The sequence below is a fragment of the Faunimonas sp. B44 genome (assembly GCF_052655945.1).
Map to the genome: position 1 here is coordinate 97,843 of NZ_JBQYEX010000002.1, position 24,727 is coordinate 122,569.

Sequence of the window (24,727 nt, forward strand, 5' to 3'; positions counted from 1 at the left end):
ATGAGTGTGAGGAGCACAAATCGGTGTGGAGGACAGAGAGTGTTTGTGGTCGCGGTTGGGAGGAGCTTGTAGTACACTGAAACCATTCTGAATTGTTTCTAATCACCTCCAGAACGATTTGCGCATCCCGCGCATTGGCGACGCTCCAACGATCCGAACCCTGGAGCTGCCGATGAAATTCGCCTCGCGTGCCGCAATGGCCTCGCCCTTCGTTCTCCTCGCCTTCGCCCCCGCGCTCGCCCCCGCACGCGCTGAGACCCCGGCGGTGGAGACGGAGCATTACGCCCTCGCCGTCGAAACGGTCATCGACGGGCTGGAGCACCCCTGGGCGCTCGCCTTCATCTCCGACGACCGCTTCCTCGTGACGGAGCGGAACGGCGGCGCGCTCCGCGTCGGCCACCGCGACGGCACGCTGTCGGAGCCGATCTGGCAGGCCGACGACCTCTTCCGCTACGAAGGCGAGACGGAGCGGAGCCAGGCCGGGCTCTTCGACGTGACGCTCCATCCGCGCTTCGAGGAGAACGGCCTCGCTTATGTCAGCTATTCGCGCGCGACGCCGAACGGCGCGGCGATGGCCGTAATCCGCGGCACGGTCACGGAAGAGGACGGCGCGGTGCGGTTCGGCGACGTCGAGGACGTCTTCGTGATGAAGGAGGCGGACCGGGATTCGAGCGGGCTCCATTTCGGCGGGCGCATGGCGTTCGACGGCGACGGCGCGCTCCATCTCTCGATCGGCGAGCGGCGGAACCTCGAGCGCGCGCAGGACGCGAGCGACCAGGCCGGCTCGGTGCTGCGCATGAGCGATGCCGGCGAGCCGCACGGCGACAACCCGACCTTCGAAGTCGACGACCCCGAGAAGGGCGAGCCGGACCCGTATCTCTTCTCGATCGGCCACCGCAACATCCAGGCGCTCGCCATCCACCCGGCGACGAACGAGCTGTGGGCGGCCGACCACGGGCCCGACGGCGGCGACGAGATCAACCTCTTGGTCGCCGGCAACAATTACGGCTGGCCGTTCCTGACCGGCGGGCAGGACTATTCGGGCGCGCCGATCGGCGTCGGCCTCGGGCGCGAGGGCATGGTCTCGCCGGTCCACGTCTTCGGCGAGACGGTCGCGCCGTCGGGCCTCACCTTCGTGCCGGACGGCTCGGCCTTCGCCGACTGGTCCGGCGACATGCTGATCGGCGGGCTGGTGACGGAGGGCGTCGTGCGCGTCCGGCTCGAGGGCGGCGAGGTGGCCGGCGAGGAGAGCATCGAGATCGGCCGGCGCGTGCGCGACGTCGCGATCGGCCCAGACGGCGGCCTGTGGCTGGTGACCGACGAGCCGGACGGCGCGGTGCTGCGCCTCGCGCCGCAGGGCTAGCGCAGACGCGGAGGGGGAGGGCCCTGCGGGGCCTTCCCGCCTGCCGGTCGCCACCCTTCCCGCGGGGCGGGCGCGGGTCGCGGGGCGGTGCGACGATCCTTCATCGCGGCGGTTGGAACCGTCGGCGCTCCGTTCTATTGTGCACTGCAGCAACCGCTCCTCGGAGCGCCGGAGACGCAGTTCATGGCCTGGAGAACCGATCGACCCAACCCGCCGCCGCGGGTGCGCCACGAGCCTCCGACGATCGAGGAGGCGCTTCAGGCGGCGGACCACATCCCCGGCAGCCAGGAGGACCGGCTCGCCTTCGCGGCCGGGCTGCTCGGCGTGGAGCCGGGCGAGCTCGTCGGCCATCCCGCCGTCGCGCTGCACGCCGCGCGGCGGGAGGCGGGCCCGGCCCGGCGGATCGCAGGCCTGCCGCGCGCCGTCGTCGTGGAACGGAAGCATCGCCGGCTGCGTCGGGGCGAGCCGGCCTAGCGGCGGCGCTCAGGCGGCCGCGGAGGGGGAGAGGCCGCCGGCTTCCTCGACGAAGCGCGCGACGGCATCGACGCCGACGCCGCCGCGAATGCTGGCGAAGACGTAGGGCCGCTCGCCGCGCATGCGGCGGGTGTCCGCCTCCATCACAGAGAGGTCGGCGCCGACCATCGGCGCGAGATCGGTCTTGTTGACGACCAGGAGGTCGGAGCGGGTGATGCCGGGGCCGCCCTTCCTCGGGATCTTCTCGCCGCCGGCCACGTCGATCACGTAGATCGTCAGGTCGGCGAGCTCGGGCGAGAAGGTCGCGGCGAGATTGTCGCCGCCGGATTCGATCAGCACCAAATCGAGGTCCGGGAAGCGTCCGCGCATGGTGGCGATCGCGGCGAGGTTGATGGAGCAGTCCTCGCGGATGGCGGTGTGCGGGCAGCCGCCGGTCTCCACGCCCATGATCCGCTCGACGGGGAGCGCGCCGGCTACCGTCAGCAGCCGCGCGTCCTCCTTGGTGTAGATGTCGTTGGTGATGGCGCAGAGGTCGTAGCGGTCGCGGAACGCCTTGCAGAGCGCCTCCATCAGCGCCGTCTTGCCGGAGCCGACGGGGCCGCCGATGCCGACGCGGAGCGGTCCATGGCTGCTGGTCATGAGCGGAAGAGCCTCGAATATTGCGTTTCGTGGAGGAAGGAGCCGAGGTCGGCGCGGAAGGTCGAGCCCCCGACATCGTCGAGGGTGAGCGTCCTGGCCCCGGCCGAGACAGCCGCAATCGCGGGCGCGAGCGCGGCGGCGACCCGGATGCCGGCGGTCTGGCCGACCACGCCGAGGCGGATTGCGGCGGAGACGAGGTTCTGCACCAGCGCGAACAGAAAGCCGTCGAGCGCGGGCTCGAGCGGCAGATCGTGGGCGCCTGCGGCGAGCCCGACCGCGACGGGATAGGCGAGGGGCCCCTCCGGCGCGAGCCGCTCGATCGCCGGCGCCGGCCAGGCGGCGCGGGTGGCGGCGAGGAAGCTCGTGCCCTGCTGGCTGGTCTCGAGATGGAGCTCGGACGACGGCGCAAGCGCGAGCGCCAGCTCGTTGACCGCCGCAAGCGCATCTGCGTCCCCCGCCGCGGCGGCACGGTGCGCATGGGCGAACAGGATGGCGTCGTTCCGGCCGGCGCCGAGGCGAACGAAATCGGAGAGCCAGGCGGACAGGCTCGCCTCGTCCGCCACCTCGCCGCTCTCCGCAGCCCATTCCAGGCCGTGCGAATAGGCGTAGCCGCCGACCGGATAGGACGGCGACAGCCAGGCGAGCAGCGGCAGGAGCGCGGAGCCTTCAATGGCCATGCGCATGGCCGTGGTCATAGGCGCCGCGCTCCGGCCGGAACGGCCGCTCCACGACCCGCGTGGCGCCGCCGAGGCCCCGCACCATCTCCGCCAGCACGTGATCCTCGGCGATATAGAGCGCGGCCTCGGTCAGCTCGCAGGGGACGTGACGGTTGCCGACATGCCAGGCGATCCTCATGAGGTGCAGGGCCGTGTCGGCCGTGATCTCGACGAGGCGCTCCGGCGCCGCCCGCACGGCGACGAGCCGCCCGTCCTCCAGCCGCAGCGCGTCGCCTTCCTCCAGGACGTCCGCCTCCTTCAGGTCGAGCAGGAAGGCGAGGCCCCGGTCGGCTTTCAGCACGACCCGGCGGCGGTGGCGCTCGGCATGATCGAGGGTGATTCGGTCGGCGACCTGCAGCGCCTTCACGTCGGGGCGGCGGACGATGGCGGTGGCGCGCAGCATCGCGCGCTCAGAACAGGAAGTAGCGCTGCGCCATCGGCAGCGTTTCGGCCGGCTCGCAGACCAGCAGTTCGCCGTCGGCCCGGACGTCGTAGGTCTCCGGATCGACTTCGATCACCGGTGTCGCGTCGTTCAGCACCATGTCCTTCTTGCCGATGCCGCGGGTGTTCTCCACCGCGACGAGCGGCTTCGCCACGCCGAGCCGGGCGGCGAGGCCGCCCTCGAGTGCCGCCGCCGAGACGAAGGTGAGCGAGGTCGAGGCGAGGGCGCGGCCGAAGGCGCCGAACATCGGCCGGTAGTGGACCGGCTGCGGGGTCGGGATGGAGGCGTTCGGATCGCCCATCGGCGCGGCGGCGATGGCGCCGCCCTTGATGACGAGGTCCGGCTTCACGCCGAAGAAGGCGGGCGACCAGAGCACGAGGTCGGCGAGCTTGCCCGCTTCGACCGAGCCGATGTGCCTGGCGACGCCGTGCGCGATGGCGGGGTTGATCGTGTACTTCGCAACGTAGCGGCGGACCCGCAGATTGTCGTTGTCGCCGATCTCGCCGGCAAGCCGGCCGCGCTGGCGGCGCATCTTGTCTGCCGTCTGCCACGTCCGGATGACGACCTCGCCGACCCGGCCCATGGCCTGGCTGTCGGAGGAGATGATCGAAAGCGCGCCGAGATCGTGCAGGATGTCCTCGGCGGCGATCGTCTCCTTGCGGATGCGGCTCTCGGCGAAGGCGAGGTCCTCCGGGATCGACGGGTCGAGGTGGTGGCACACCATCAGCATGTCGAGATGCTCGTCGATGGTGTTCACCGTGTAAGGCCGGGTCGGATTGGTGGAAGAGGGCAGCACGTTCGCAAGCCCCGCCACCTTGATGATGTCGGGGGCATGGCCGCCGCCGGCGCCCTCGGTGTGGAAGGCGTGGATCGTCCGGCCCTTGAAGGCGGCGATCGTGTCCTCGACGAAGCCGGACTCGTTCAGCGTGTCCGTGTGGATCATCACCTGGACGTCGTGCTCGTCGGCGACCGACAGGCAGCAGTCGATCGCCGCCGGCGTCGTGCCCCAGTCCTCGTGAAGCTTGAGCGCGCAGGCGCCGGCGCGGACCTGCTCGACGAGGCCGGCCGGTGTCGAGGCGTTGCCCTTGCCGGCGAAGCCGAGGTTCATCGGGAAGGCGTCCGCCGCCTCAATCATGCGCGCGATGTGCCAGGGCCCGGGCGTGCAGGTCGTGGCGTTGGTGCCGGTCGCCGGCCCCGTGCCGCCGCCGAGCATGGTGGTGACGCCGGACATCAGGGCCTCCTCGATCTGCTGCGGGCAGATGAAGTGGATGTGGGCGTCGAAACCGCCGGCCGTGAGGATCTTGCCCTCGCCGGCGATCGCCTCGGTGCCGGGGCCGATCACGATGTCGACGCCGGGCTGGGTCTGCGGATTGCCGGCCTTGCCGATGGCCGCGATGCGGCCGTCCTTCAGCCCGACATCGGCCTTCACGATCCCCCAATGGTCGACGATCAGCGCGTTGGTGATAACGGTGTCCACGGCGCCCTCGGCGCGCGAGGCCTGGCCCTGGCCCATGCCGTCGCGGATCACCTTGCCGCCGCCGAACTTCACCTCCTCGCCGTAGGTCGTGAAGTCCTTCTCCACCTCGACGACGAGGCTGGTATCGGCGAGGCGGACGCGGTCGCCGACGGTCGGGCCGAACATGTCCGCATAGGCGGCGCGGGAAAGCCTGCTCATGATGCGATCCTCTCAGCGCGTGCGCTCGAGCGCGCCCATGACGGCCTGCCGGAATCCGTAGACCTCGCGGGTGCCCGAAAGCGGCACCAGCGTCACCTCGCGTGTGGCGCCCGGCTCGAATCGCACCGCAGTCCCCGGAGCGATGTCGAGGCGCATGCCGCGCGTCCGCTCGCGGTCGAAGGCGAGCGCCGGGTTCGTTTCGTAGAAATGGTAGTGGCTGCCGACCTGGATCGGCCGGTCGCCGGTATTGGCGACCGTCACCGTCACCCGTTCCGCCCCCGCGTTGAAGACGATCTCGCCCTCCGCCGGCATCACCGCGCCAGGCACTTCGGCGGAAGCCGGGCCGCGGATCGGGTGGTGGACCGTCACGAGCTTGGTGCCGTCCGGGAACGTCGCCTCCACCTGGATGTCGTGGATCATCTCCGCGACGCCCGGCATGACCTGGTCCGCCGTCAGCACCTCGGCGCCCGCCGCCATCAGCTCCGCGACGGAGCGGCCGTCGCGGGCGCCCTCCACGACGAAGTCGGTTATCAGCGCGACCGCCTCGGGGTGGTTCAGCTTGACGCCGCGTTCCAGCCGCCGGCGCGCGACCGTCGCGGCCATGGCGACGAGCAGCTTGTCCTTCTCGCGCGGGGTCAGGTTCACCCTCGTCTCCTCCTCAAGATCGCCAGACGCGCGGGAGCGGCCGGCTCGTCAAAGCCTCGATGAGGCGCATGCCATCGTGCCTCAGATCTGCGACGCTCGACGCAAGGATTCGGACGGCGAGCATGCCGTTCCAGGCGCTCGCGCCGGCGGTGGACCGGGAGCCGGAGAGAGCGTCCCGCGCCTCGTCCAGCCGCGCCTCGGCATCGGGCGCGACATAGAGCAGGGTTGCCAGCGCGGCGGCGCCGCCGAGCACGGCCGGACGCTTCGACAGCGCCGCAATGTCGCCGTCAAGCCGGAGCGTGTCGGCATAGACGAGGCGGCCGTCGCGGCGGATGCGCCAGCGATCCTCAACCGCGCCTTCCTTCATCGATTCACCGGATGCGGCGCGTCCGAGCACGAGCGCCTCGAAAACGAGCAGAGCGGCGTCCGCGGCCAATTCCGCGTCGAAGCGCCGGCGGAGCCGGGCGCGGTCGTAGAGGATGGTCTCCTGCGGCAGCCAGGCGAGGCAGGCCCCACACGCGGCGGCGAGGCGGACGTCCAGCACCGCCTCGGCGCCATCCGAGCGATAAACGCGCTCGGCGGCGGGCGTGGTGACCACGACGTCGGACCGCGCGCCGGCATCGATGGAAACGGAGTAGCGATCCCCGCAGGCCATGCCCCCGCCGGTGTTGATGATGACGGCCTCGAGCGGATCGGCGACGGCGCGCGGGAGCCGGAGACGCGAGGCGCCGGCCTCCGAGAGCCGGGCGACGCGCGTGGCGCCGCCCTGCCGGGAGACGGAAAGGTCGACGCGGCCGAGCGAGCGCTGGCGCGCGCGCGTTCCGGACGCCGCGGCCGGCGCGGGATCGAGCACCTTCAGCATGCCTCAGATCGCCAGGCGCTTGCGGACATCGTCCCCCTCGAGCGCGGCGCGGTCGCCGGAGGCGACGATCTCGCCCCGTTCCAGGACGATGAAGCGGTCGGCGAGTTCGCGCGCGAAGTCGAAATACTGCTCGACCAGGACGATGGCGATGTCGCCCTTCCGCCGCAAGTAGTCGATTGCGCGGCCGATGTCCTTGATGATGGAGGGCTGGATGCCCTCCGTCGGCTCGTCGAGGACGAGGAGCCGCGGCCGTGTCACCAGAGCGCGGCCGATGGCGAGCTGCTGCTGCTGGCCGCCCGAGAGATCGCCGCCGCGCCGGCCAAGCATTGAGTTCAGCACGGGGAAAAGCGCGAAGACCTCGTCGGGCACCGAGCGCTCCCGGCGCGGCAGCGGCGCGAAGCCGGTTTCGAGGTTCTCCTTCACGGTGAGGAGCGGGAAGATCTCGCGGCCCTGCGGCACGTAGCCGATGCCGAGTCGCGCCCGCTCGTAGGCCCTGAGCCTCGAGATCTCGCGGCCGTCAAAGACGATTTCGCCCCGGCTGATCGGGCGGTGCCCGGTGATCGCCCTGAGCAGCGAGCTCTTGCCGACGCCGTTGCGGCCGAGCACGCAGGTGACCTCGCCGGCCTTCGCCTCGAGACCGACGCCGCGGAGCGCCTGGGCAGCGCCGTAATGGAGATCGAGGTTGCGGATCGCCAGCATGCCGCTCACCGCCCGAGATAGACGTCGACGACGCGCTCGTCGGCGCTGACCTGATCGAGCGGGCCTTCGGCGAGCACCGAGCCCTCGTGCAGGACGGTCACCTTGACGCCGAGATCGCGCACGAAGGTCATGTCGTGCTCGACGACGACCACCGCGCGGGTTTCCGCGATCTCGCGCAGGAGGTCGGCGGTGTCGGCAGTCTCCTGGTCCGTCATGCCGGCGGCCGGCTCATCGACGAGCAGCAGCTTCGGCTCCTGGGCGAGCAGCATGCCGATCTCCAGCCACTGCTTCTGGCCGTGCGAAAGCTCCGCAGCCCTGCGGTGGCGGTGCGGCTGCAGGCGGATGCGCTCGAGCAGCGCATCGACCCGCTCGGCGCGCCGGGCGCTCGGCCGTTCCAGGAGCGACGCGAGGGGGCTCCGGTCCGATTTCAGCGCGAGGACGATATTGTCCTCCACGCTGTGCATGTCGAAGACGGTCGGCGTCTGGAACTTCCGCCCGATGCCGAGCTCCGCGATCGCCGCCTCGTCGAGGCTGGTCAGATCGTGGACGCCTTCGAAAAGCGCCTCGCCGGCGTCCGGGCGCGTCTTTCCGGTGATGACGTCCATCATCGTCGTCTTGCCGGCGCCGTTCGGGCCGATGATGGCGCGCATCTCGGATGGACCGATCACCAGCGAAAGCTCGTTGAGCGCGCGAAAGCCGTCGAAGGTCACCGTGATGCCGTCGAGGTAGAGGAGCGCGGAGGTCATCGGGCCGTCCATGGCTCACTCCGCCGCCGTCGGCGCTGGCGCTTCCACGCCCGCCGGCACGGAGCCGTCGGAGCGGAAGCGCCGCTGCGTCCGCTGCCAGCCGTCCGTGAAGGTGCCGAGGATGCCCTTCGGCAGGAACAGCGTCACCAGCACGAAGAGCGCGCCGAGAGCGAACAGCCAGAGCTCGGGGATGGCGCCGGTGAACCAGGTCTTGCCGGCGTTGACGACGAGCGCGCCGAGGGCCGCGCCGGCGAGCGTGCCGCGACCGCCGACCGCCACCCAGATGACGATCTCGATGGAATTGGCGGGCGCGAACTCGCCCGGATTGATGATGCCGACCTGGGGGACATAGAGGGCGCCGGCGAGGCCGGCGAGCATGGCGGAGAGCGTGAAGACGGCGAGCTTGTAGCGCTCGACCCGGTAGCCCAGGAAGCGGGTGCGGCTCTCCGCGTCGCGGATGGCGACCAGCACCTTGCCGAGCTTCGAGGTCACGACCCAGCGGCAGAGGAGATAGCCGCCGGCGAGGGCGAGCGCGGAGAGGGCGAAGAGCGTCGCCCGCGTGCCGGCGGCCTGGACCGGGAAGCCGAGGATGTCCTTGAAGTCGGTCAGGCCGTTATTGCCGCCGAGCCCCATGTCGTTGCGGAAGAAGGCGAGCATCAGCGCGAAGGTCATGGCCTGCGTGATGATGGAGAGATAGACGCCGGTCACGCGCGAGCGGAAGGCGAACCAGCCGAACACGAAGGCGAGCAGGCCCGGCACGGCGAGCACCATGAGGGCCGCGAACCAGAAGCGGTCGAAGCCGTGCCAGAACCAGGGCAGCTCCTGCCAGTTCAGGAAGACCATGAAGTCCGGCAGGACCGGATGGGCGTAGACCCCGCGCGGGCCGACCTCGCGCATCAGGTGCATGCCCATCGCATAGCCGCCGAGCGCGAAGAAGGCGCCGTGTCCGAGGCTGAGGATGCCGCAATAGCCCCAGATGAGGTCGACCGAGAGCGCGAGCAGCGCGAAGCACAGATACTTGCCGACGAGCGGCAGCAGGTGGTTCGGCACGTGGAAGGGTGAGCCGGGCGGCACCAGGAGGTTCAGGACCGGCACGATCACGGCGGCGCCGAGCACGATCGTGAGGAAGATGGCCCCGGTGCGGTCGACGAGGCCGGCGCCGCTCACGCTTCCACCGCCCGGCCCTTGAGCGCGAAGAGGCCGCGCGGGCGCTTCTGGATGAACAGGATGATCGCGACGAGAAGCACGATCTTGCCGAGCACCGCGCCGGCATAGGGCTCGAGGAACTTGTTCGCGATGCCGATCGTGAAGGCGCCGACGAAGGTCCCCCAGAGATTGCCGACGCCGCCGAACACGACGACCAGGAAGCTGTCGATGATGTAGCCCTGGCCGAGGTTCGGCGAGACGTTGTCGATCTGGCTGAGAGCGACGCCCGCCATGCCGGCGACGCCCGAGCCGAGGCCGAAGGTCATGGCATCGACCCGGTCGGTACGGATGCCCATGGAGGCGGCCATGCGCCGGTTCTGGGTCACCGCGCGGATCTGGAGGCCGAGCGGCGTCCTGTGCAGGACGAGCAGCAGGGCGGCGAACACGGCGAGCGCGAAGACGACGATGGCGAGACGGTTCCAGGTCAGCGTCATGCCCCAGAGGTCGAAGGCGCCGCTCATCCATGCCGGGGTGCCGACTTCTCGGTTGGTCGGGCCGAAGATCGTGCGCACCGCCTGCTGGAGCACCAGCGAGATGCCCCAGGTGGCAAGCAGCGTCTCCAGCGGCCGGCCGTACAGGAAGCGGATGACGCCGCGCTCGATGGCGACGCCCACCGCGCCCGCCGTCAGGAACGCGACCGGTATGGCGATGAAGAGGGAGGCGCCGAACAGGCCCGGCGCATGCGCGCGCACAAGCTCCTGCACGATGAAGGTGGCGTAGGCGCCGATCATCACCATCTCGCCATGCGCCATGTTGATGACGCCCATCACGCCGAAGGTGATGGCGAGGCCGACCGCCGCAAGCAGCAGGACGGAGCCGAGGCTGATGCCGTAGGCGACGTTCTGGCCGATCGCCGCGAGCTGCAGGCGGTGTTCGATGGACCCTGCCGCCGCCGCCGCCGCCTCCCGCAGTTCGGCAGGCGCGTCCTGCGGGACGGCGTTGAGAAGCGCCAGCGCATTGCGGTCGCCGCGCATCCGCAGCGTCTCGACGGCGGCCAGACGGTCGGGCAGGGGGACGTCGCGCTCCCCGATCAGGATCGCGGCGCGGGCCATCTCCATGGCCGCCCTGACCTGCGGCACGCTCTCCTTGGCGATCGCTTCGTCGAGCACGGGCAGGGCCGCGGCATCGCGGGACGTGAAGACCGCCCGCGCCGCCTGCAGGCGCCGACCGGGATCGGGCGCCATCAGCGTCAGCGCGCCGAGCGCTGCCTGGGCCGCGCGGCGGATGCGGTTGTTCACCCGCACCTCCTTGAGGGCGGCAGGATCGACGGTTGCGGGAAGCCCGCTCCGTGCCGCAACGAGGGTGCCGTCGCTCGTCCGGACGAAGAGGCCATCGGCCCCGACCAGGAGCCGCCGGTCGCCCAGCGCGCCGATGATCTCCGCGGCCCGGTCCGAGCCGGTCGCCGCCAAAGCGGATATTCCCTCCTCGATCGCGTCGAAGCTGCCGCCCGCGAACCGGTCCGCTGCGTCGTCGATCGGATCGGCGTGCACCGGCAGGCTGGCGAGGCAGAGGGCGACGAAGAGAAGCAGCGCGCGCAAGGGCCGAAGCGGCGGCATGAACCTGTCCCGAATCGCGGTTCCTGGTGGGGCGCCGGGCGGATGAACCGCCCGGCTCTGCTCTTCAGACCTTGCCGTTCAGGTCTGGCCGCCGCACTTGCCGGTCGCGGTGTTGAAGTTGCCGCACTTCTTCTCCACCCAGTCCGCCTCGAGATCCTTCGAGCCTTCCAGGAAGTCCGACCACGCGTCGCCGGGAACGAGGTCGTCGGTCTGCCAGACGACGTCGAACTGGCCCTCGGCATTCACCTCGCCGATGAAGACCGGCTTGGTGATGTGGTGGTTCGCGAGCATCGTCGACGTGCCGCCGGTGAGGTTCGGGACCTCGACGCCGACGATCGCGTCGATGACCGCGTCGGGATCGGTGGTCCCGGCCTTCTCGACGGCCTTCACCCACATGTTGAAGCCGATGACGTGGGCCTCCATCGGGTCGTTGCTGACGCGGTTCGGGTTCTTCGTGAACGCCTGCCATTTCTCGATGAACTCGGCGTTGGCCGGGCTCTCGATCGACTGGAAGTAATTCCAGGCCGCGAGGTGGCCGACGAGCGGGGCGGTGTCGACGCCGGCGAGCTCCTCCTCGCCGACCGAGAAGGCGACCACCGGAATGTCCGTGGCCTCCACGCCCTGGTTCGCGAGCTCCTTGTAGAAGGGAACGTTGGCGTCGCCGTTGATGGTCGACACCACCGCCGTCTTCTTGCCTGTCGAGCCGAACTTCTTGATGTCCGCGACGATCGTCTGCCAGTCGGCGTGCCCGAACGGCGTGTAGTTGATCATGATGTCCTCGGCCTTGACGCCCTTCTGCTGAAGGTAGGCCTCGAGGATCTTGTTCGTGGTACGGGGATAGACGTAGTCGGTGCCGGCGAGCACCCAGCGCTCCACGCCTTCCTCGTTCATGAGATAGTCGACGGCGGGAATCGCCTGCTGGTTCGGTGCGGCGCCGGTGTAGAACACGTTCCGCTCGCTTTCCTCGCCCTCGTACTGGACGGGGTAGAAGAGGATCGAGTTCAGTTCCTTGAAGACCGGCAACACGGATTTCCGGCTGACCGAGGTCCAGCAGCCGAAGACGGCGGCGACCTGCTGCGCCGTGATCAGCTCGCGCGCCTTCTCCGCGAAGAGCGGCCAGTTCGAGGCGGGATCGACGACGACCGCCTCCAGCTGCTTGCCGAGCAGGCCGCCCTTCTTGTTCTGCTCCTCGACGAGCATCAGCATGACGTCCTTCAGCGTGGTCTCGCTGATGGCCATCGTGCCCGACAGCGAATGAAGCACGCCGACCTTGATCGTCTCCTGCGCCGTCGCGGCGGAGTGCAGGCTCGCCGACAGCGCCGCCGCCGCCGCCGCCATCCCCAGGCTGCGAACGGCCTTCCCCAATCCTTGAAGCATACGCCTCTCCCCAATTCTCCACGGACGCCGGTCCGGGCATCCATCGCAGGGAAAGAGCAAGGGCCGTGCCAGCACGGGAAGGCCGGCCGGCGCCGCGGGATTCCGGGCAAGGTGACGTGGCGGCAAGGCTGAGGTGCACAAGTCGCAGGCATGGCGGGCGCTTTGCACAACGATCGTGCAGAAGCCTTCGAGCCCGGGAAACACACCACGCTACGCGAGGCGCGATCGCGTCGATCCGGCGCCACGTGCGCGGCGGAGTGCCGCAAGTGCCGCGAGCGCGCCCCCGGGCGTTCGTTCTACGACTAACGGCCAATCGTCGCGGCATTCTTTGATCTGGCAGGTTCCTGCCGTAGAGTGCGGCCAAGCAAGAGCATCCGCGAAGGGTGCCGGCTCAAGGGTAGGGAACTTCGATGGCGGATGGCGTGCGGCCGATCCCGGCGCGCAACGACACCTTTCCGAAACTTCTGATCCGCAACGCGGCCGAACGCGGTCGCCGGCCCGCCTACCGCCACAAGGACCTCGGAATCTGGCAGAGCTGGACCTGGGGCGAGGTGCTCGACGAAGTCCGCGCCTTTTCCAACGGCCTCGCGGCGCTCGGCGTGGAGCGCGGCGCGAAGGTCGCCATCATCGGGCAGAACCGGCCGCGCCTGTACTGGGCAATGTGCGCCGCGCAGGCGATCGGCGCCGTGCCGGTGCCGCTCTACGCCGACGCGATCGCTTCCGAGATGGCCTATGTGCTCCAGCACGCGGAGATCGCCGCGGCCGTCGTCGAGGACCAGGAGCAGGTCGACAAGGTGCTGTCGGTGGCGGACGAGATGCCCGGGCTGAACCTCATCGTCTACGACGAGGCACGCGGCCTTCGCGACTACACCGATCCGCGGCTCCACGCCTTCGACGAGGTCCAGGAGCGGGGGCGAAGCATCCTTGCCGAGGATGCGCAGGCGGAGGCGCGCTGGCTCGCCTCGGTCGATCTCGGGAAGGGATCCGACCTCGCGATCCTGCTCTACACGTCCGGCACCACCGGCCGGCCGAAGGGCGTCATGCTGTCCTTCGACAACCTCGTCTTGTCGGCCCGCAACGGCAACGCTTTCGACCGGCTCGGGGAGGGCGAGGAGACCATCGCCTACCTCCCGATGGCGTGGGTGGGCGACCACATCTTCTCCTATGCGCAGGCCTATCTCGCCGGCTATTGCGTGAACTGCCCCGAGAGCCCGGAAACCGTCATCACCGACCGGCGGGAGATCGGGCCGAGCTATTTCTTCGCGCCGCCGCGGGTGTTCGAGACGCTGCTCACGCTCATCATGGTGCGGATGGAAGATGCCGGCCGGCTGAAGCGGGCGATGTTCCGCTACTTCATGGCGGTGGCGAACCGTTCCGGCGAGAAGATCCTGAACCGCGAGAAGGTGCCCGTCACGGATCGGCTGCTCTATGCGCTCGGCCGCGTGCTCGTCTACGGCCCGGTCGCCAGCCGGATGGGGTTCTCGCGCCTGACGGTCGGCTACACGGCGGGGGAGGCGATCGGGCCGGAGATCTTCCGCTTCTACCGCTCGCTCGGGCTGAACCTGAAGCAGCTCTACGGGCAGACCGAGGCCTCCGTCTACATCACCATGCAGCCGGACGGGGAGATCCGAGCCGACACGGTCGGGCGGCCCGCCCCCGACGTGGAGATCCGGATCGCCGAGAGCGGCGAGGTGCTCTACCGCTCCCCGGGCGTGTTCCTCGGCTATTACAAGCAGGAGGAGGCCACGCGCGAGACCAAGACGGCCGAGGGCTGGGTGCACACCGGCGACGCCGGCTTCTTCGACGCCGCCGGACACCTCAAGATCATCGACCGCGCCAAGGATGTCGGCCGCCTCACGGACTGCTCGCTCTTCCCCCCGAAATACATCGAGAACAAGCTCAAGTTCTTCCCGAACATCAAGGAGGCGGTGGCCTTCGGCGACGGGCGCGACAGGGTCTGCGTCTTCATCAACATCGACCTGGTGTCGTTCGGCAACTGGGCCGAGCGGAACAACATCTCCTATGCGAGCTACCAGGAGCTCGCCGCCCATCCGGCCGTCTACGACATGATCGCGGCCAACGTCGACCAGGTGAACCAGGAACTCGCCAGGGAGCCGCTGATGGCGGGCGCCCAGATCCACCGCTTCCTGGTGCTCCACAAGGAGCTCGATGCCGACGACGGCGAACTGACACGGACGCAGAAGGTGAGGCGGAGCTTCATCGCCGAGCGCTATCGCGAGCTGATCGAGGCGCTCTACGACGGCTCGACGGAGAAGGCGGTCCGTACCGAAGTGACCTTCGAGGACGGCCGGAAGGGCGTGATCGCGGCCACCCTCAAGATCCGGGACATGAAGGTCTACGCCGCCGAGGCCGCGCCGTTCGCCGAGGCCGCCGAATGAGGAGCGGCGCGGAAGCGGGCGGCCCCGGAGGCGCTCCGGCCAAGGTGGAGGCCGAGGTCCTCCTCGACGTCCGCAACGTCTCGCTGCGCTTCGGCGGGGTGAAGGCGATCTCCGACATCTCGTTCGACATCAGGAAAGGCGAGATCCGCGCGATCATCGGCCCGAACGGCGCCGGCAAGACGTCGATGCTGAACGTCATCAACGGCTTCTACCACCCGCAGGAGGGCACGATCACGTTCCGGAACCAGGTCCGGCGGCGCATGCGGCCCTATGTGGCCGCCAAGCAGGGGATCGCACGCACGTTCCAGAACGTCGCGCTCTTCAAGGGGATGTCGACGCTCGACAACATCATGGCCGGGCGCTCGCTCCAGATGCACCGGAACATGCTCTGGCAGCTCGTCTGGTTCGGTCCGGCCCGGCGCGAGGAGGTGGCGCACCGCAGGCGCGTCGAGGAGATCATCGATTTCCTCGAGATCCAGCACATCCGCCGCACGCCGGTCGGCAAGCTGCCCTACGGCCTGCAGAAGCGCGTCGAGCTCGGCCGCGCGCTCGCGATGGAGCCGACGCTGCTTCTCCTCGACGAGCCGATGGCCGGCATGAACCTCGAGGAGAAGGAGGACATGAGCCGATTCATCGTCGAGGTGAACCGGCTCTTCGGCACGACCATCGCGCTGATCGAGCACGACATGGGCGTCGTCATGGACCTCTCGGACCGGGTGGTGGTGCTCGATTACGGGCGCAAGATCGCCGACGGCTCGCCGGCCGAGGTGAGGGCCAACCAGGACGTCATCGATGCCTATCTCGGCGTCGCGCACTGAGGCGGGAGATCCATGAACACGCTCCACCTCGTCCTGATCGACCCCTTCCTGCAGATGGCGGCCCAGCCGGATTTCCTGCTGCAGGTGCTCTGGGAGGGCTTCGTCGGCGGCATCCTCTATGCGCTCATCGCGCTCGGTTTCGTGCTGATCTTCAAGGCGTCCGGCGTCTTCAACTTCGCGCAGGGCATCATGGTCGTGTTCGCGGCGCTGACGCTCGTCGGCCTGCACGAGGCGGGCGTGCCGGCCTGGCTGGCACTCATCCTCGCGATCGCGGTCATGGGCGTTCTCGCGCTGGCGGTCGAGGGGCTCGTCATGCGCCACCTCGTCAACCAGCCGGACATCATCCTGTTGATGGCGACGATCGGGCTGACCTACTTCCTGATCGGGCTCGGCGAGTTCGTCTTCGGCGGCAACCCGAAGGTGATGATCACGTCGGAGCTCGGCCTGCCGACCGGCTCGACCGTGTTCGAGCCGCCGGGCCTCGGCCCGGACGGCGGGCCGGGCCTCGTCGTGCTCCAGCACCTCGACATCGCCGCCGCCGTGGTCGCGATCGTGATGGTCATGGTGCTCGGCATCTTCTTCAACAAGACCCGGATCGGCCGGGCGCTGCGCGCCGTCGCCGACGACCACCAGGCGGCGCTCTCGGTCGGCATCTCGCTCAACCAGATCTGGGCCATCGTCTGGTTCGCGGCCGGCATCGTCGCGCTCGCCACGGGCATCATGTGGGGCGCGCGCTCCGACGTGTCCTTCGCGCTCGAGATCGTGGCGCTGAAGGCGCTTCCCGTCCTGATCCTCGGCGGCTTCACCTCCATCCCCGGCGCGATCGTCGGCGGCCTCATCATCGGGGTCGGCGAGAAGCTCGGCGAGATCTACTGGGGCCCGCTGATCGGCAGCGGCATCGAGAGCTGGCTCGCCTACGTGATCGCGCTGATCTTCCTGCTGTTCAGGCCGCAGGGGCTGTTCGGCGAACGCATCATCGAGCGGGTCTGACATGGGCGCGGCGGACCACCAGAGGACCGGGGTGGCGGACGACGCGGTCGATCTCGCCGGCCGGTGGGACGTCATCCATCACGTCACGCAATCGCGCGTCGCGCGCTATGTCGGCCTCGAGATCCGCTTCCAGGTCACGCTCCGGCAGGACGGCTCCCGCATCACCGGCTCTGGCGAGAAGTACCGCGTCGGCCACGAGCTCATCCCGTCGACGGAGCGCTCGCTTCTGGCGATCGCCGGCAGCATCGAGGGCGGCCGGGTGACGCTCGAGATCGTCGAGCGTTCGCCCGCCCATCCCGACCGCGACATCGGGGCGTCGGTCGACTGGCAGGTGGCGGGGCCGAACCTGATGGCGGGCACGTTCCGCTCCGAGGCCGGCGCAAGCACGGGCCGCTCGCGTGCGATGCGGCAGCGCTTCGAAGACGAACCGGCTGTGTGAGGACCGATGTTCTATCGCGAGGCGGGCCAGTTCAAGACGAGCTACGAGGCCGACACGGCCATCTTCCCGCTGCGGGAGGACCGCATCGGGCTCGCCGTCGCCCTGATCGTGGCCGTCGTCGTCATACCGCTCTGGGCCGATTCGTTCTTCCTCACCTCCATCATGATCCCGTTCCTGATCTTCGCGCTCGCGACGATCGGGCTGAACGTGCTGACCGGCTATGCCGGCCAGCTCTCGCTCGGGACGGGGGCCTTCATGGGGGTGGGCGCCTATGCCTGCTACAAGCTCGCGACCTACTTCCCGGGCGCCAACATCATCCTGCTGGTGCTGCTCTCCGGGTTCTTCGCGGCCGGGATCGGCGTGCTGTTCGGCCTGCCGTCGCTCCGGATCAAGGGGCTCTATTTGGCGGTGACGACGCTCGCCGCGCAGTTCTTCCTGGAATGGGCGTTCATCCGCATTCCCTGGCTCTACAACTACAACCCGTCGGGCGCGATCGAGGTGCCGACGCGGCGCGCCTTCGGGATGATCGCGTCGGGCCCGGCCGCCCATCCGCTGACGCGCTATTTCATCGTGCTGGCGATCGTGCTCGCCTTCACGCTCCTCATCAAGAACGTGCTCCGCGGCCATATCGGGCGGAGCTGGATGATGATCCGCGACATGGACATTGCCGCGGAGCTGATCGGCGTGAGGCCGCTCAGGGCCAAGCTCTCGGCCTTCTTCGTGTCGTCCTACATCTGCGGCGTCGCCGGCGCGATGATGGTGTTCTTCTGGCTGGGCGCGGCCGAGCCGTCGTCCTTCTCGATCCGGCTCTCCTTCCAGATCCTGTTCATGGCGATCCTCGGCGGGCTCGGCAGCCTGATCGGCTGCTACATGGGCGCCGCCTTCATCTGGGTGCTGCCGGTGGTGCTGCGCTCGGTCCTGCCCGCGATCGGGATCTCGGTCGGGGCGGAGACGGTGCAGCACCTCACCTTCATGCTGGTCGGCGCGCTCATCGTGTTCCTGCTCATCGTGGAGCCGCACGGGCTCGCGCGGCTCTGGCAGATCGGCAAGGAGAAGCTGAAGGTCTGGCCGTTCCCTTACGGCTGAGGAGGGTTTGCGGGCCGCACGGCGGATTGCCGGCCGCTGCGGCGCCGCCATAGAATCCGGACAGGGACCGCTCCGGTGGGGAAGGCGGTCCGGAACAGGCGAAAACGCCAGATTGGGAGGAAGGAATGAAGCGGAAAGTGCTGACGGCCGGCATCGGCTGCATCGCGCTCCTCGCCGGCATTGCGGCGGCGAGCGCGCAGGAATCGATCTTCATCCAGCTGCCGACCTATCGCACCGGCCCCTATGCCGGCTCGGGCATCCCGATCGCGAACGGCATGCACGACTACCTTCGGATGCTGAACGAGCGCGACGGCGGCGTCGGCGGCGTGCGGATCCAGGTCGAGGAGTGCGAGACCGGCTACGACACGCAGAAGGGCGTCGAGTGCTACGAGGCCGCCAAGGCCAAGAAGACCGTCGTCTTCAATCCGTGGTCGACGGGCATCACGCTGCAGGTCATCCCGAAGGCCGGGGTCGACAAGATCCCGGTGCTCTCCATGGGCTACGGCCTGTCTGCATCCGCGCAGGGCGAGAAGTTCCCATGGGTCTTCATTCCGCCCGACACCTATTGGGACGGCGCCTCGGCGGTCATCAAGCACATCGGCGAGCAGGAAGGCGGGGTCGACAATCTGAAGGGCAAGAAGATCGGCTACATCTTCCTCGACGCCGGCTACGGCCGCGAGCCCATTCCGCTGCTCCAGCAGCTGGCCGAGAAGTACGGCTTCCAACTCGTGCAATATCCGGTGCCCGGCCAGGAGATGCAGAACCAGTCGTCGCAATGGCTGAACGTCCGACGCGACCGGCCGGACTACATGATCATCTGGGGCTGGGGCGCCATGAACCCCACCGCCGTTAAGGAAGCCACCAAGATCCGCTACCCCATGAACAAGTTCTACGGGGTCTGGTGGTCCGGCGGCGAGGACGATGCGCGCGCCGGCGGGCAGGAGGCGAAGGGCTACCGGACGCTCAACATCAACGGCGTCGGCCCGGACTATCCCGCTCTCCAGGACATCAAGAAGCACGTGGTGGACGCCGGCAAGAGCCAGGTCGAGGCCGCGAAGTTCGGCGAGAACCTCTACAATCGGGGCGTCATGAACGCCGTGCTGATGGCCGAGGGGATCAGGACCGCGCAGGAGATCACCGGGAAGAAGGCGATCACCGCCGAGGACATGCGGGTCGGGCTCGAGAACCTCGACATCAGCGAGGAGCGGCTGAAGGAGATCGGGCTCGAGGGCTTCATGTCCCCGATCAAAATCACCTGCGAGAACCATTCCGGCCACCACAAGGTCTACGTCCAGGAGTGGGACGGGTCGAAATGGGTGCAGGCGTCGGACTGGTTCGAGCCGATGACCGACGTCGTCGGGCCGCTGCTCCAGAAGGCGGCCGACGACTACGTCGCGGCGAACGCCCCCTGGCCGGAGCGCACCGAGGCATGCGCCCGGAGCTGATCGGCACTCCCGCCCGGCGACGTTCGCCGGGCGGCACCTCTCCACGATGGGGCAGCGGCGATGGCGACTGAAACGGCACTTGGTGCGGCTGCCGCCTCCGCCGCCCCGATCCTCGTCCTCAACAACATCGAGGTCATCTACGACCACGTCATCCTCGTCCTGAAGGGCGTGTCGCTCAGCGTGCCTCAAGGCGGGATCGTGGCCCTGCTCGGCGCGAACGGGGCCGGCAAGACGACCACCCTCAAGGCGATCTCGAACCTCTTGCGCGCGGAGCGCGGCGAGGTGACGAAGGGCAGCATCGAGTTCCGCGGCGAGCGCGTCGATGCGCTCTCGCCGAACGCGCTGGTGCGCCGGGGCTGCATCCAGGTGATGGAGGGCCGGCACTGCTTCGGGCACCTGACTGTGGAGGAGAACCTGCTGACCGGCGCCTTTACGAGGCGCGACGGCGCGGCTGCCATCAGACGCGACCTCGACCTCGTCTACAGCTATTTCCCGCGTCTGCGCGAACGGCGCGGCTCGCAGGCGGGCTACACGTCGGGCGGCGAGCAGCAGATGACCGCGATCGGGCGCGCGCTGATGAGCCGCCCGAACATGATCCTGCTCGACGAGCCGTCGATGGGCCTCGCACCGCAGCTCGTGGAGGAGATCTTCGAGATCGTGGCGCGGCTCAACCGGCAGGAGCAGGTGTCGTTCCTGCTCGCCGAGCAGAACACGAACATCGCGCTCCGTTTCGCCGATTACGGCTACATCCTGGAATCCGGGCGCGTCGTGCTCGACGGCCCGGCCGCCTCGCTGCGCGAGAACGCCGACGTGAAGGAGTTCTATCTCGGCATCGGCGGCGAGGGGCGGAAGTCGTTCCGCGACGTGAAGCACTACAAGCGCCGCAAGCGCTGGCTGGCCTGACGGCCGGTTCCCGTCGAAGCCTGGCAGGAGAGACATGGCGGACCATTTCGACAGCCTGGAAACACGCGACCCGGCCGAGCGGGAAACCCGCTTCTTCGCGCGGTTCGCCGAGTTCCTTCAGGCCGCCCTCGCGGCCGCGCCAGGGCTGAAGCGCCATCTCGGGTCCGTCGATCCCACGGCGATCACATCGCGCGAGACCCTCGCAACCCTGCCTGTCCTTCGGAAGCAACGCCTCAAGGCGCTTCAGGCCGAGGACCCGCCATTTGGCGGCTTCGTCCCGGCCGCCGCGCTCGTCGGCACGCGCATGTTCATGTCGCCCGGGCCGATCTGGGAGCCGCAGCCGCCCGGGATCGACCCTTGGGCCGTGTCCCGCGCGCTCCATGCCGCGGGTTTCCGGCGCGGCGATCGCGTCGTCAACTGCTTCTCGCACCACGTGACCCCGGGCGGATTCATGCTGGACGAGGGCCTGCGCGCTCTCGGCTGCAACGTATTTCCGTCCGGTCCGGGCGAGAGCGAGCGGCAGGCGGAGACGATCGCCGCGCTCAAGGCGACCGGCTACGTCGGCACGCCCGACTTCCTGAAGGTGATCCTCGAAAAGGCGGAGGAGACCGGCAGGGACGTGTCCTCCCTCCGTCGTGCGCTCGTCTCTGGGGGGGCGCTCTTCCCGAAGCTGCGGCAGTTCTACGCCGGGCGCGGCATTTCGGTGATGCAGGCCTATGCGAACGCCGATGTCGGGGTGATCGCCTACGAGGCCATGCACGAAGGCGCGGTCTGCCCCGGACTGGTCGCGAGCGAGGACATGCTGGTGGAGATCGTGCGGCCCGGCACCGGTGAGATCCTGCCCGAAGGGGAGGTCGGCGAGGTGGTGGTGACGACGCTCAACCCGGCCTATCCGCTGGTGCGGTTCGGCACCGGCGACCTTTCCGCCGTCCTGTCCGGTCCATCGCCCTGCGGCCGGACCAACACCCGGCTCCGGGGCTGGCTCGGCCGCGCCGACCAGCGGACCAAGGTGAAGGGCATGTTCGTCGATCCGGCGCAGATCGCGGCCGTCCTGAAGCGGCACCCGGAGATCGGCCGCGCCCGGCTCGTGGTCGAGCGGGCCGGGGAGCAGGACCGCATGACGCTCCGCGCCGAGCCTAAGACGGACCAGGCGCTGGATCCCGCCGCGATCGCGGCGACGCTGCAGGCCGAGACCCGGCTCCGGGGCGAGGTGGAAGCGGTCCCGCCCGGCACGCTGCCGAACGACGGCAAGGTGATCGAGGACCTTCGGAAATACGATTGAGGTCCCGGCGGCTCAGCGGACCGCGCGCGGGCGAGCTCCTCCCGCCGATCGGGCGGCCGGCAGGCTTTGCGCGGGCGGGAACGGATGGGCTAGAGAGTGCGCGGCGCCGGAGCGGCCGGCGACCGAGGTGAGGGAACATGATGTCCGAACAGAGAAGCCCGGGATTCGATACGCTCGCGATCCATGCCGGCGCACAGCCGGATCCGGCGACCGGCGCGCGCGCCACGCCGATCTACCAGACGACCTCGTTCGTGTTCGACGACGTCGATCATGCCGCTTCGCTGTTCGGGCTGCAGGCCTTCGGCAACATCTACACCCGGATCATGAATCCGACCCAGGCCGTGCTCGAGGAGCGGGTCGCGGCGCTCGAGGGCGGCACGGCGGCGCTCGCCGTCGCGTCCGGCCACGCGGCCCAGATGATCGCGTTCCACACGATGATGAAGCCGGGCGACGAGATCGTCGCGGCAAAGAAGCTCTATGGCGGCTCCATCAACCAGCTCAGCCAGTCCTTCAAGAGCTTCGGCTGGAACGTCGCCTGGGCGGACACCGACGACGTCGAGAGCTTCCAGAGCGCGATCACGCCGCGCACCAAGGCGATCTTCATCGAATCGATCGCCAATCCGGGCGGGATCGTCGTCGACATCGAGGCGATCGCGCAGGTCGCCAGGCGCGCCGGCGTGCCGCTCGTCGTCGACAATACGCTGGCGACCCCCTACCTCTGCCGGCCGATCGAGCACGGCGCCGACGTGGTCGTGCATTCGCTCACCAAGTTCCTCGGCGGCCACGGCACGTCCATGGGCGGAGTGATCGTGGACGCCGGCTCGTTCGACTGGTCGCGCGAGGGCCGCTACCCGATGCTCTCGGAGCCGCGGCCGGAATATCACGGCATCGTCCTGCACGAGACGTTCGGCAACTTCGCCTTCGCGATCGCTTGCCGGGTGCTGGGACTGCGCGACCTCGGGCCGGCGATCTCGCCGTTCAACGCGTTCATGATCCTGCAGGGCATCGAGACGCTGCCGCTGCGGATGCAGCGCCATTGCGAGAACGCGCTGGCCGTCGCCGAGTGGCTCTCCGGGCATCCGCAGGTGACGTGGGTGAGCTATGCGGGACTGCCCGGCGACCGCTACCACAATCTGGCGAAACGCTACGTGCCGAAGGGCGCCGGCGCCGTCATGACCTTCGGCGTCCGCGGCGGCTACGATGCCGGCGTCGCCATCGTCGAGAACGTGAAGCTCTTCTCGCACCTCGCCAATATCGGCGACGTGCGCTCGCTGATCATCCACCCGGCGTCCACGACGCACCGGCAGGTGCCCGACGAGCACAAGGCGGCGGCCGGCGCCGGGCCCGACGTGATCCGCCTTTCGGTCGGGCTCGAGGACAAGGACGACATCATCGCCGACCTGGAGCAGGCGTTCGCGTCCGCCGCGGGCTGAAACGGAACGGGGCCCGCGCGCGCGGGCCCCGCTGATCGGTGGGCGGTCGGGCCGGTCGCGCCGGCCGCCTCGGGGCTCAGCCGACGATCTCGTCGTCCTTGAAGAAGAACGCGATCTCCTGCTTCGCCGTGTCCGGGCCGTCGGAGCCGTGCACCGAGTTCTCGCCGATGGAGCGGGCGAACTCCTTGCGGATCGTCCCGGGCGCGGCATCCTTCGGGTTGGTGGCGCCCATGACCTCGCGGTTCTTCGCGATCGCGTCCTCGCCTTCCAGCACCTGGACCACCACCGGGCCCGCGGTCATCGTCTCGACGAGCTCGCCGAAGAACGGCCGCTCCTTGTGGACGGCGTAGAAGCCCTCGGCCTGCTGCCGGGTCATCCGGATGCGCTTCTGCGCCACGACGCGGAGGCCGGCGCCTTCCAGCTTGTCGATGATCTTGCCGGTGATGTTCCGCTCCGTCGCGTCCGGCTTGATGATGGAAAAGGTGCGCTCGATCGCCATGAGGATGCCTTGCTGTCGTTGGGGTGGGTTTTCGGCGCGGAGCTATAGCGGCGGCCCGGATGCGCGGCAAGGCGCGGCCTCTGGCGCGTCCCCTCACGCCGGATTCGGCACCGGGATGTTGTCGATGAGTCGGGTGCGGCCGAGCCGGGCCGCGGCGAGCATGCGGAGCGGGTCCTTCCGCCAGTCCGCGACCGGGGCGAGGGTGTCGGCGTTGCGGATCTCGAGATAGTCGACCACGAACCCGGCGCCACGGATCGCGGCGAGGGCGTCCGCGATGGCCGGCTCCGGCGGCTCGCCCGAACGTATCCGCTCCGCGGCCTCCGCCATCCCGCGGTGAAGCGCCGGCGCGGCCGCGCGCTCGCGTGCGTCGAGATAGGCGTTGCGCGAGGAGAGGGCGAGGCCGTCCGGCTCGCGGACGGTCGGGCAGCCGACGATCTCCGTCGGCAGGCCGAGGTCGGCGGCCATGCGGCGGACGACGAGGAGCTGCTGGTAGTCCTTCTCGCCGAAGAACGCCCTATCCGGCATGCCGGCGATCAGCAGCTTGGCGACGACGGTCGCCACCCCGGAGAAGAAGTGCGGCCGGAAAGCGGTCTCCAGGCCCTCCGCGGGGCCGCCGACGCTGACCGAAGTGGCGAAGCTGTCCGGGTACATCTCCGCGGCCGAGGGCGCGAACAGGACGTCCACGCCGAGCTCCGCCAGCAGCGCCCGGTCGCTGTCCTCGGTGCGGGGATAGGAGCCGAAATCCTCGGCGGGGCCGAACTGCTTCGGATTGACGAAGAGCGTCACCACCACGCGGTCCGCCGCCTCGGAAGCGGCGCGGACGAGCGCCAGGTGCCCGGCATGGAGCGCGCCCATCGTGGGGACCATGGCGACGGTGAGGCGGCTGCGGCGCCACTCATCCACGATCTGCTTGAGATCCGCGCGCGTTCGGACCGTATCCGGCTTCATCCGCTCCTCCGTTGCTGCTGGCTAGTCGGCGCGCACGGCTTGCGCAAGGGCCGGGGCGGCGACTATCAGGTGCGCCACGGTGCGC

At 69.3% G+C, this 24,727-nt stretch carries 24 protein-coding genes; 11 read left to right on the top strand and 13 right to left on the bottom strand.

Annotated features, from left to right (window positions below; genetic code table 11):
• Positions 1-172 precede the first annotated feature (172 nt).
• Positions 173-1,363: a PQQ-dependent sugar dehydrogenase gene (locus ACUN0C_RS03655; protein ID WP_445464970.1), complete on the top strand. Its 1,191-nt coding sequence runs from the start codon at positions 173-175 to the stop codon at positions 1,361-1,363.
• 183 nt (positions 1,364-1,546) lie between these two features.
• Positions 1,547-1,837 (top strand): hypothetical protein, encoded by a 291-nt coding sequence (locus ACUN0C_RS03660; RefSeq protein WP_445464971.1) that lies wholly within the window; start codon positions 1,547-1,549, stop codon positions 1,835-1,837.
• 9 nt (positions 1,838-1,846) lie between these two features.
• Here the strand turns inward: ACUN0C_RS03660 and ureG are convergent, their stop codons facing one another.
• From ureG to urtA, 11 genes are all read right to left on the bottom strand, one after another.
• Entirely contained in the window at positions 1,847-2,476 is a 630-nt protein-coding gene (gene ureG, locus ACUN0C_RS03665) for an urease accessory protein UreG (protein ID WP_445464972.1), read from the bottom strand.
• The gene (locus ACUN0C_RS03670) at positions 2,473-3,171 is read right to left on the bottom strand and encodes an urease accessory protein UreF (RefSeq protein WP_445464973.1); all 699 of its coding nucleotides are present in this window, start codon (positions 3,169-3,171) and stop codon (positions 2,473-2,475) included. Before ACUN0C_RS03670 ends, ureG begins: the two co-directional genes overlap by 4 nt.
• The gene (locus ACUN0C_RS03675; RefSeq protein ID WP_445464974.1) at positions 3,143-3,595 is read right to left on the bottom strand and encodes an urease accessory protein UreE; all 453 of its coding nucleotides are present in this window, start codon (positions 3,593-3,595) and stop codon (positions 3,143-3,145) included. Before ACUN0C_RS03675 ends, ACUN0C_RS03670 begins: the two co-directional genes overlap by 29 nt.
• Positions 3,596-3,602: 7 nt before the next feature.
• Entirely contained in the window at positions 3,603-5,309 is a 1,707-nt protein-coding gene (gene ureC / locus ACUN0C_RS03680; protein ID WP_445464975.1) for an urease subunit alpha, read from the bottom strand.
• Positions 5,310-5,321: 12 nt separating this feature from the next.
• Positions 5,322-5,954, bottom strand: coding sequence for an urease subunit gamma (locus ACUN0C_RS03685; protein WP_445464976.1), 633 nt, complete (start codon positions 5,952-5,954; stop codon positions 5,322-5,324).
• A gap of 13 nt (positions 5,955-5,967) precedes the next feature.
• Positions 5,968-6,816: an urease accessory protein UreD gene (locus ACUN0C_RS03690; RefSeq protein ID WP_445464977.1), complete on the bottom strand. Its 849-nt coding sequence runs from the start codon at positions 6,814-6,816 to the stop codon at positions 5,968-5,970.
• A gap of 3 nt (positions 6,817-6,819) precedes the next feature.
• Positions 6,820-7,515 (bottom strand): urea ABC transporter ATP-binding subunit UrtE, encoded by a 696-nt coding sequence (urtE, locus tag ACUN0C_RS03695; RefSeq protein ID WP_445464978.1) that lies wholly within the window; start codon positions 7,513-7,515, stop codon positions 6,820-6,822.
• Positions 7,516-7,520: 5 nt separating this feature from the next.
• Entirely contained in the window at positions 7,521-8,273 is a 753-nt protein-coding gene (gene urtD / locus ACUN0C_RS03700) for an urea ABC transporter ATP-binding protein UrtD (RefSeq protein WP_445464979.1), read from the bottom strand.
• A gap of 3 nt (positions 8,274-8,276) precedes the next feature.
• Positions 8,277-9,428 (bottom strand): urea ABC transporter permease subunit UrtC, encoded by a 1,152-nt coding sequence (gene urtC, locus ACUN0C_RS03705; RefSeq protein ID WP_445464980.1) that lies wholly within the window; start codon positions 9,426-9,428, stop codon positions 8,277-8,279.
• A complete protein-coding gene (gene urtB, locus ACUN0C_RS03710) occupies positions 9,425-11,023 on the bottom strand; it encodes an urea ABC transporter permease subunit UrtB (RefSeq protein ID WP_445464981.1) in 1,599 nt (532 codons plus the stop codon). Before urtB ends, urtC begins: the two co-directional genes overlap by 4 nt.
• Before the next feature lie 78 nt (positions 11,024-11,101).
• Entirely contained in the window at positions 11,102-12,361 is a 1,260-nt protein-coding gene (gene urtA, locus ACUN0C_RS03715) for an urea ABC transporter substrate-binding protein (RefSeq protein ID WP_445465427.1), read from the bottom strand.
• Positions 12,362-12,810: 449 nt separating this feature from the next.
• On the opposite strand from urtA, the gene ACUN0C_RS03720 reads away from it, so the two are divergent.
• The 9 genes from ACUN0C_RS03720 to ACUN0C_RS03760 all read left to right on the top strand — a co-directional run bounded on the left by ACUN0C_RS03720 (position 12,811) and on the right by ACUN0C_RS03760 (position 23,195).
• Entirely contained in the window at positions 12,811-14,799 is a 1,989-nt protein-coding gene (locus ACUN0C_RS03720) for an AMP-dependent synthetase/ligase (RefSeq protein WP_445464982.1), read from the top strand.
• A complete protein-coding gene (locus tag ACUN0C_RS03725) occupies positions 14,796-15,617 on the top strand; it encodes an ABC transporter ATP-binding protein (protein ID WP_445464983.1) in 822 nt (273 codons plus the stop codon). Before ACUN0C_RS03720 ends, ACUN0C_RS03725 begins: the two co-directional genes overlap by 4 nt.
• Before the next feature lie 12 nt (positions 15,618-15,629).
• Positions 15,630-16,607, top strand: coding sequence for a branched-chain amino acid ABC transporter permease (locus ACUN0C_RS03730; RefSeq protein ID WP_445464984.1), 978 nt, complete (start codon positions 15,630-15,632; stop codon positions 16,605-16,607).
• Position 16,608: 1 nt separating this feature from the next.
• The gene (locus tag ACUN0C_RS03735) at positions 16,609-17,046 is read left to right on the top strand and encodes a hypothetical protein (RefSeq protein ID WP_445464985.1); all 438 of its coding nucleotides are present in this window, start codon (positions 16,609-16,611) and stop codon (positions 17,044-17,046) included.
• Positions 17,047-17,052: 6 nt separating this feature from the next.
• Positions 17,053-18,132, top strand: coding sequence for a branched-chain amino acid ABC transporter permease (locus ACUN0C_RS03740; RefSeq protein WP_445464986.1), 1,080 nt, complete (start codon positions 17,053-17,055; stop codon positions 18,130-18,132).
• Between the two features lie 125 nt (positions 18,133-18,257).
• Positions 18,258-19,577, top strand: a complete 1,320-nt coding sequence (locus ACUN0C_RS03745; protein ID WP_445464987.1) for an ABC transporter substrate-binding protein — start codon at positions 18,258-18,260, stop codon at positions 19,575-19,577.
• A gap of 60 nt (positions 19,578-19,637) precedes the next feature.
• Entirely contained in the window at positions 19,638-20,480 is an 843-nt protein-coding gene (locus ACUN0C_RS03750) for an ABC transporter ATP-binding protein (RefSeq protein WP_445464988.1), read from the top strand.
• Between the two features lie 34 nt (positions 20,481-20,514).
• Entirely contained in the window at positions 20,515-21,762 is a 1,248-nt protein-coding gene (locus tag ACUN0C_RS03755) for a phenylacetate--CoA ligase family protein (protein WP_445464989.1), read from the top strand.
• 140 nt (positions 21,763-21,902) lie between these two features.
• Positions 21,903-23,195 carry an O-acetylhomoserine aminocarboxypropyltransferase gene (locus ACUN0C_RS03760; RefSeq protein ID WP_445464990.1) on the top strand — a complete coding sequence of 431 codons (1,293 nt, stop codon included), beginning with the start codon at positions 21,903-21,905 and terminating at the stop codon, positions 23,193-23,195.
• A gap of 76 nt (positions 23,196-23,271) precedes the next feature.
• Here the strand turns inward: ACUN0C_RS03760 and ndk are convergent, their stop codons facing one another.
• Both ndk and panC read right to left on the bottom strand, forming a co-directional pair.
• Positions 23,272-23,694, bottom strand: a complete 423-nt coding sequence (gene ndk / locus ACUN0C_RS03765; RefSeq protein WP_445464991.1) for a nucleoside-diphosphate kinase — start codon at positions 23,692-23,694, stop codon at positions 23,272-23,274.
• Between the two features lie 93 nt (positions 23,695-23,787).
• Positions 23,788-24,642 carry a pantoate--beta-alanine ligase gene (panC, locus tag ACUN0C_RS03770; RefSeq protein ID WP_445464992.1) on the bottom strand — a complete coding sequence of 285 codons (855 nt, stop codon included), beginning with the start codon at positions 24,640-24,642 and terminating at the stop codon, positions 23,788-23,790.
• Positions 24,643-24,727 lie beyond the last annotated feature (85 nt).

Coding starts and splice junctions, on each gene's coding strand:
- panC (WP_445464992.1), bottom strand. CDS start 24,642: ATGAAGCCGGATACGGTCCGAACGCGCGCGGATCTCAAGCAGATCGTG.
- ureC (WP_445464975.1), bottom strand. CDS start 5,309: ATGAGCAGGCTTTCCCGCGCCGCCTATGCGGACATGTTCGGCCCGACC.
- ACUN0C_RS03730 (WP_445464984.1), top strand. CDS start 15,630: ATGAACACGCTCCACCTCGTCCTGATCGACCCCTTCCTGCAGATGGCG.
- ACUN0C_RS03740 (WP_445464986.1), top strand. CDS start 17,053: ATGTTCTATCGCGAGGCGGGCCAGTTCAAGACGAGCTACGAGGCCGAC.
- ACUN0C_RS03735 (WP_445464985.1), top strand. CDS start 16,609: ATGGGCGCGGCGGACCACCAGAGGACCGGGGTGGCGGACGACGCGGTC.
- urtA (WP_445465427.1), bottom strand. CDS start 12,361: ATGGCGGCGGCGGCGGCGGCGCTGTCGGCGAGCCTGCACTCCGCCGCG.
- urtB (WP_445464981.1), bottom strand. CDS start 11,023: ATGCCGCCGCTTCGGCCCTTGCGCGCGCTGCTTCTCTTCGTCGCCCTC.
- ACUN0C_RS03755 (WP_445464989.1), top strand. CDS start 20,515: ATGGCGGACCATTTCGACAGCCTGGAAACACGCGACCCGGCCGAGCGG.
- urtD (WP_445464979.1), bottom strand. CDS start 8,273: ATGGACGGCCCGATGACCTCCGCGCTCCTCTACCTCGACGGCATCACG.
- ACUN0C_RS03660 (WP_445464971.1), top strand. CDS start 1,547: ATGGCCTGGAGAACCGATCGACCCAACCCGCCGCCGCGGGTGCGCCAC.
- ACUN0C_RS03675 (WP_445464974.1), bottom strand. CDS start 3,595: ATGCTGCGCGCCACCGCCATCGTCCGCCGCCCCGACGTGAAGGCGCTG.
- ACUN0C_RS03750 (WP_445464988.1), top strand. CDS start 19,638: ATGGCGACTGAAACGGCACTTGGTGCGGCTGCCGCCTCCGCCGCCCCG.
- ACUN0C_RS03760 (WP_445464990.1), top strand. CDS start 21,903: ATGTCCGAACAGAGAAGCCCGGGATTCGATACGCTCGCGATCCATGCC.
- ACUN0C_RS03745 (WP_445464987.1), top strand. CDS start 18,258: ATGAAGCGGAAAGTGCTGACGGCCGGCATCGGCTGCATCGCGCTCCTC.
- ACUN0C_RS03670 (WP_445464973.1), bottom strand. CDS start 3,171: ATGACCACGGCCATGCGCATGGCCATTGAAGGCTCCGCGCTCCTGCCG.
- ACUN0C_RS03655 (WP_445464970.1), top strand. CDS start 173: ATGAAATTCGCCTCGCGTGCCGCAATGGCCTCGCCCTTCGTTCTCCTC.
- ACUN0C_RS03690 (WP_445464977.1), bottom strand. CDS start 6,816: ATGCTGAAGGTGCTCGATCCCGCGCCGGCCGCGGCGTCCGGAACGCGC.
- ndk (WP_445464991.1), bottom strand. CDS start 23,694: ATGGCGATCGAGCGCACCTTTTCCATCATCAAGCCGGACGCGACGGAG.
- ACUN0C_RS03725 (WP_445464983.1), top strand. CDS start 14,796: ATGAGGAGCGGCGCGGAAGCGGGCGGCCCCGGAGGCGCTCCGGCCAAG.
- ACUN0C_RS03720 (WP_445464982.1), top strand. CDS start 12,811: ATGGCGGATGGCGTGCGGCCGATCCCGGCGCGCAACGACACCTTTCCG.
- urtE (WP_445464978.1), bottom strand. CDS start 7,515: ATGCTGGCGATCCGCAACCTCGATCTCCATTACGGCGCTGCCCAGGCG.
- ureG (WP_445464972.1), bottom strand. CDS start 2,476: ATGACCAGCAGCCATGGACCGCTCCGCGTCGGCATCGGCGGCCCCGTC.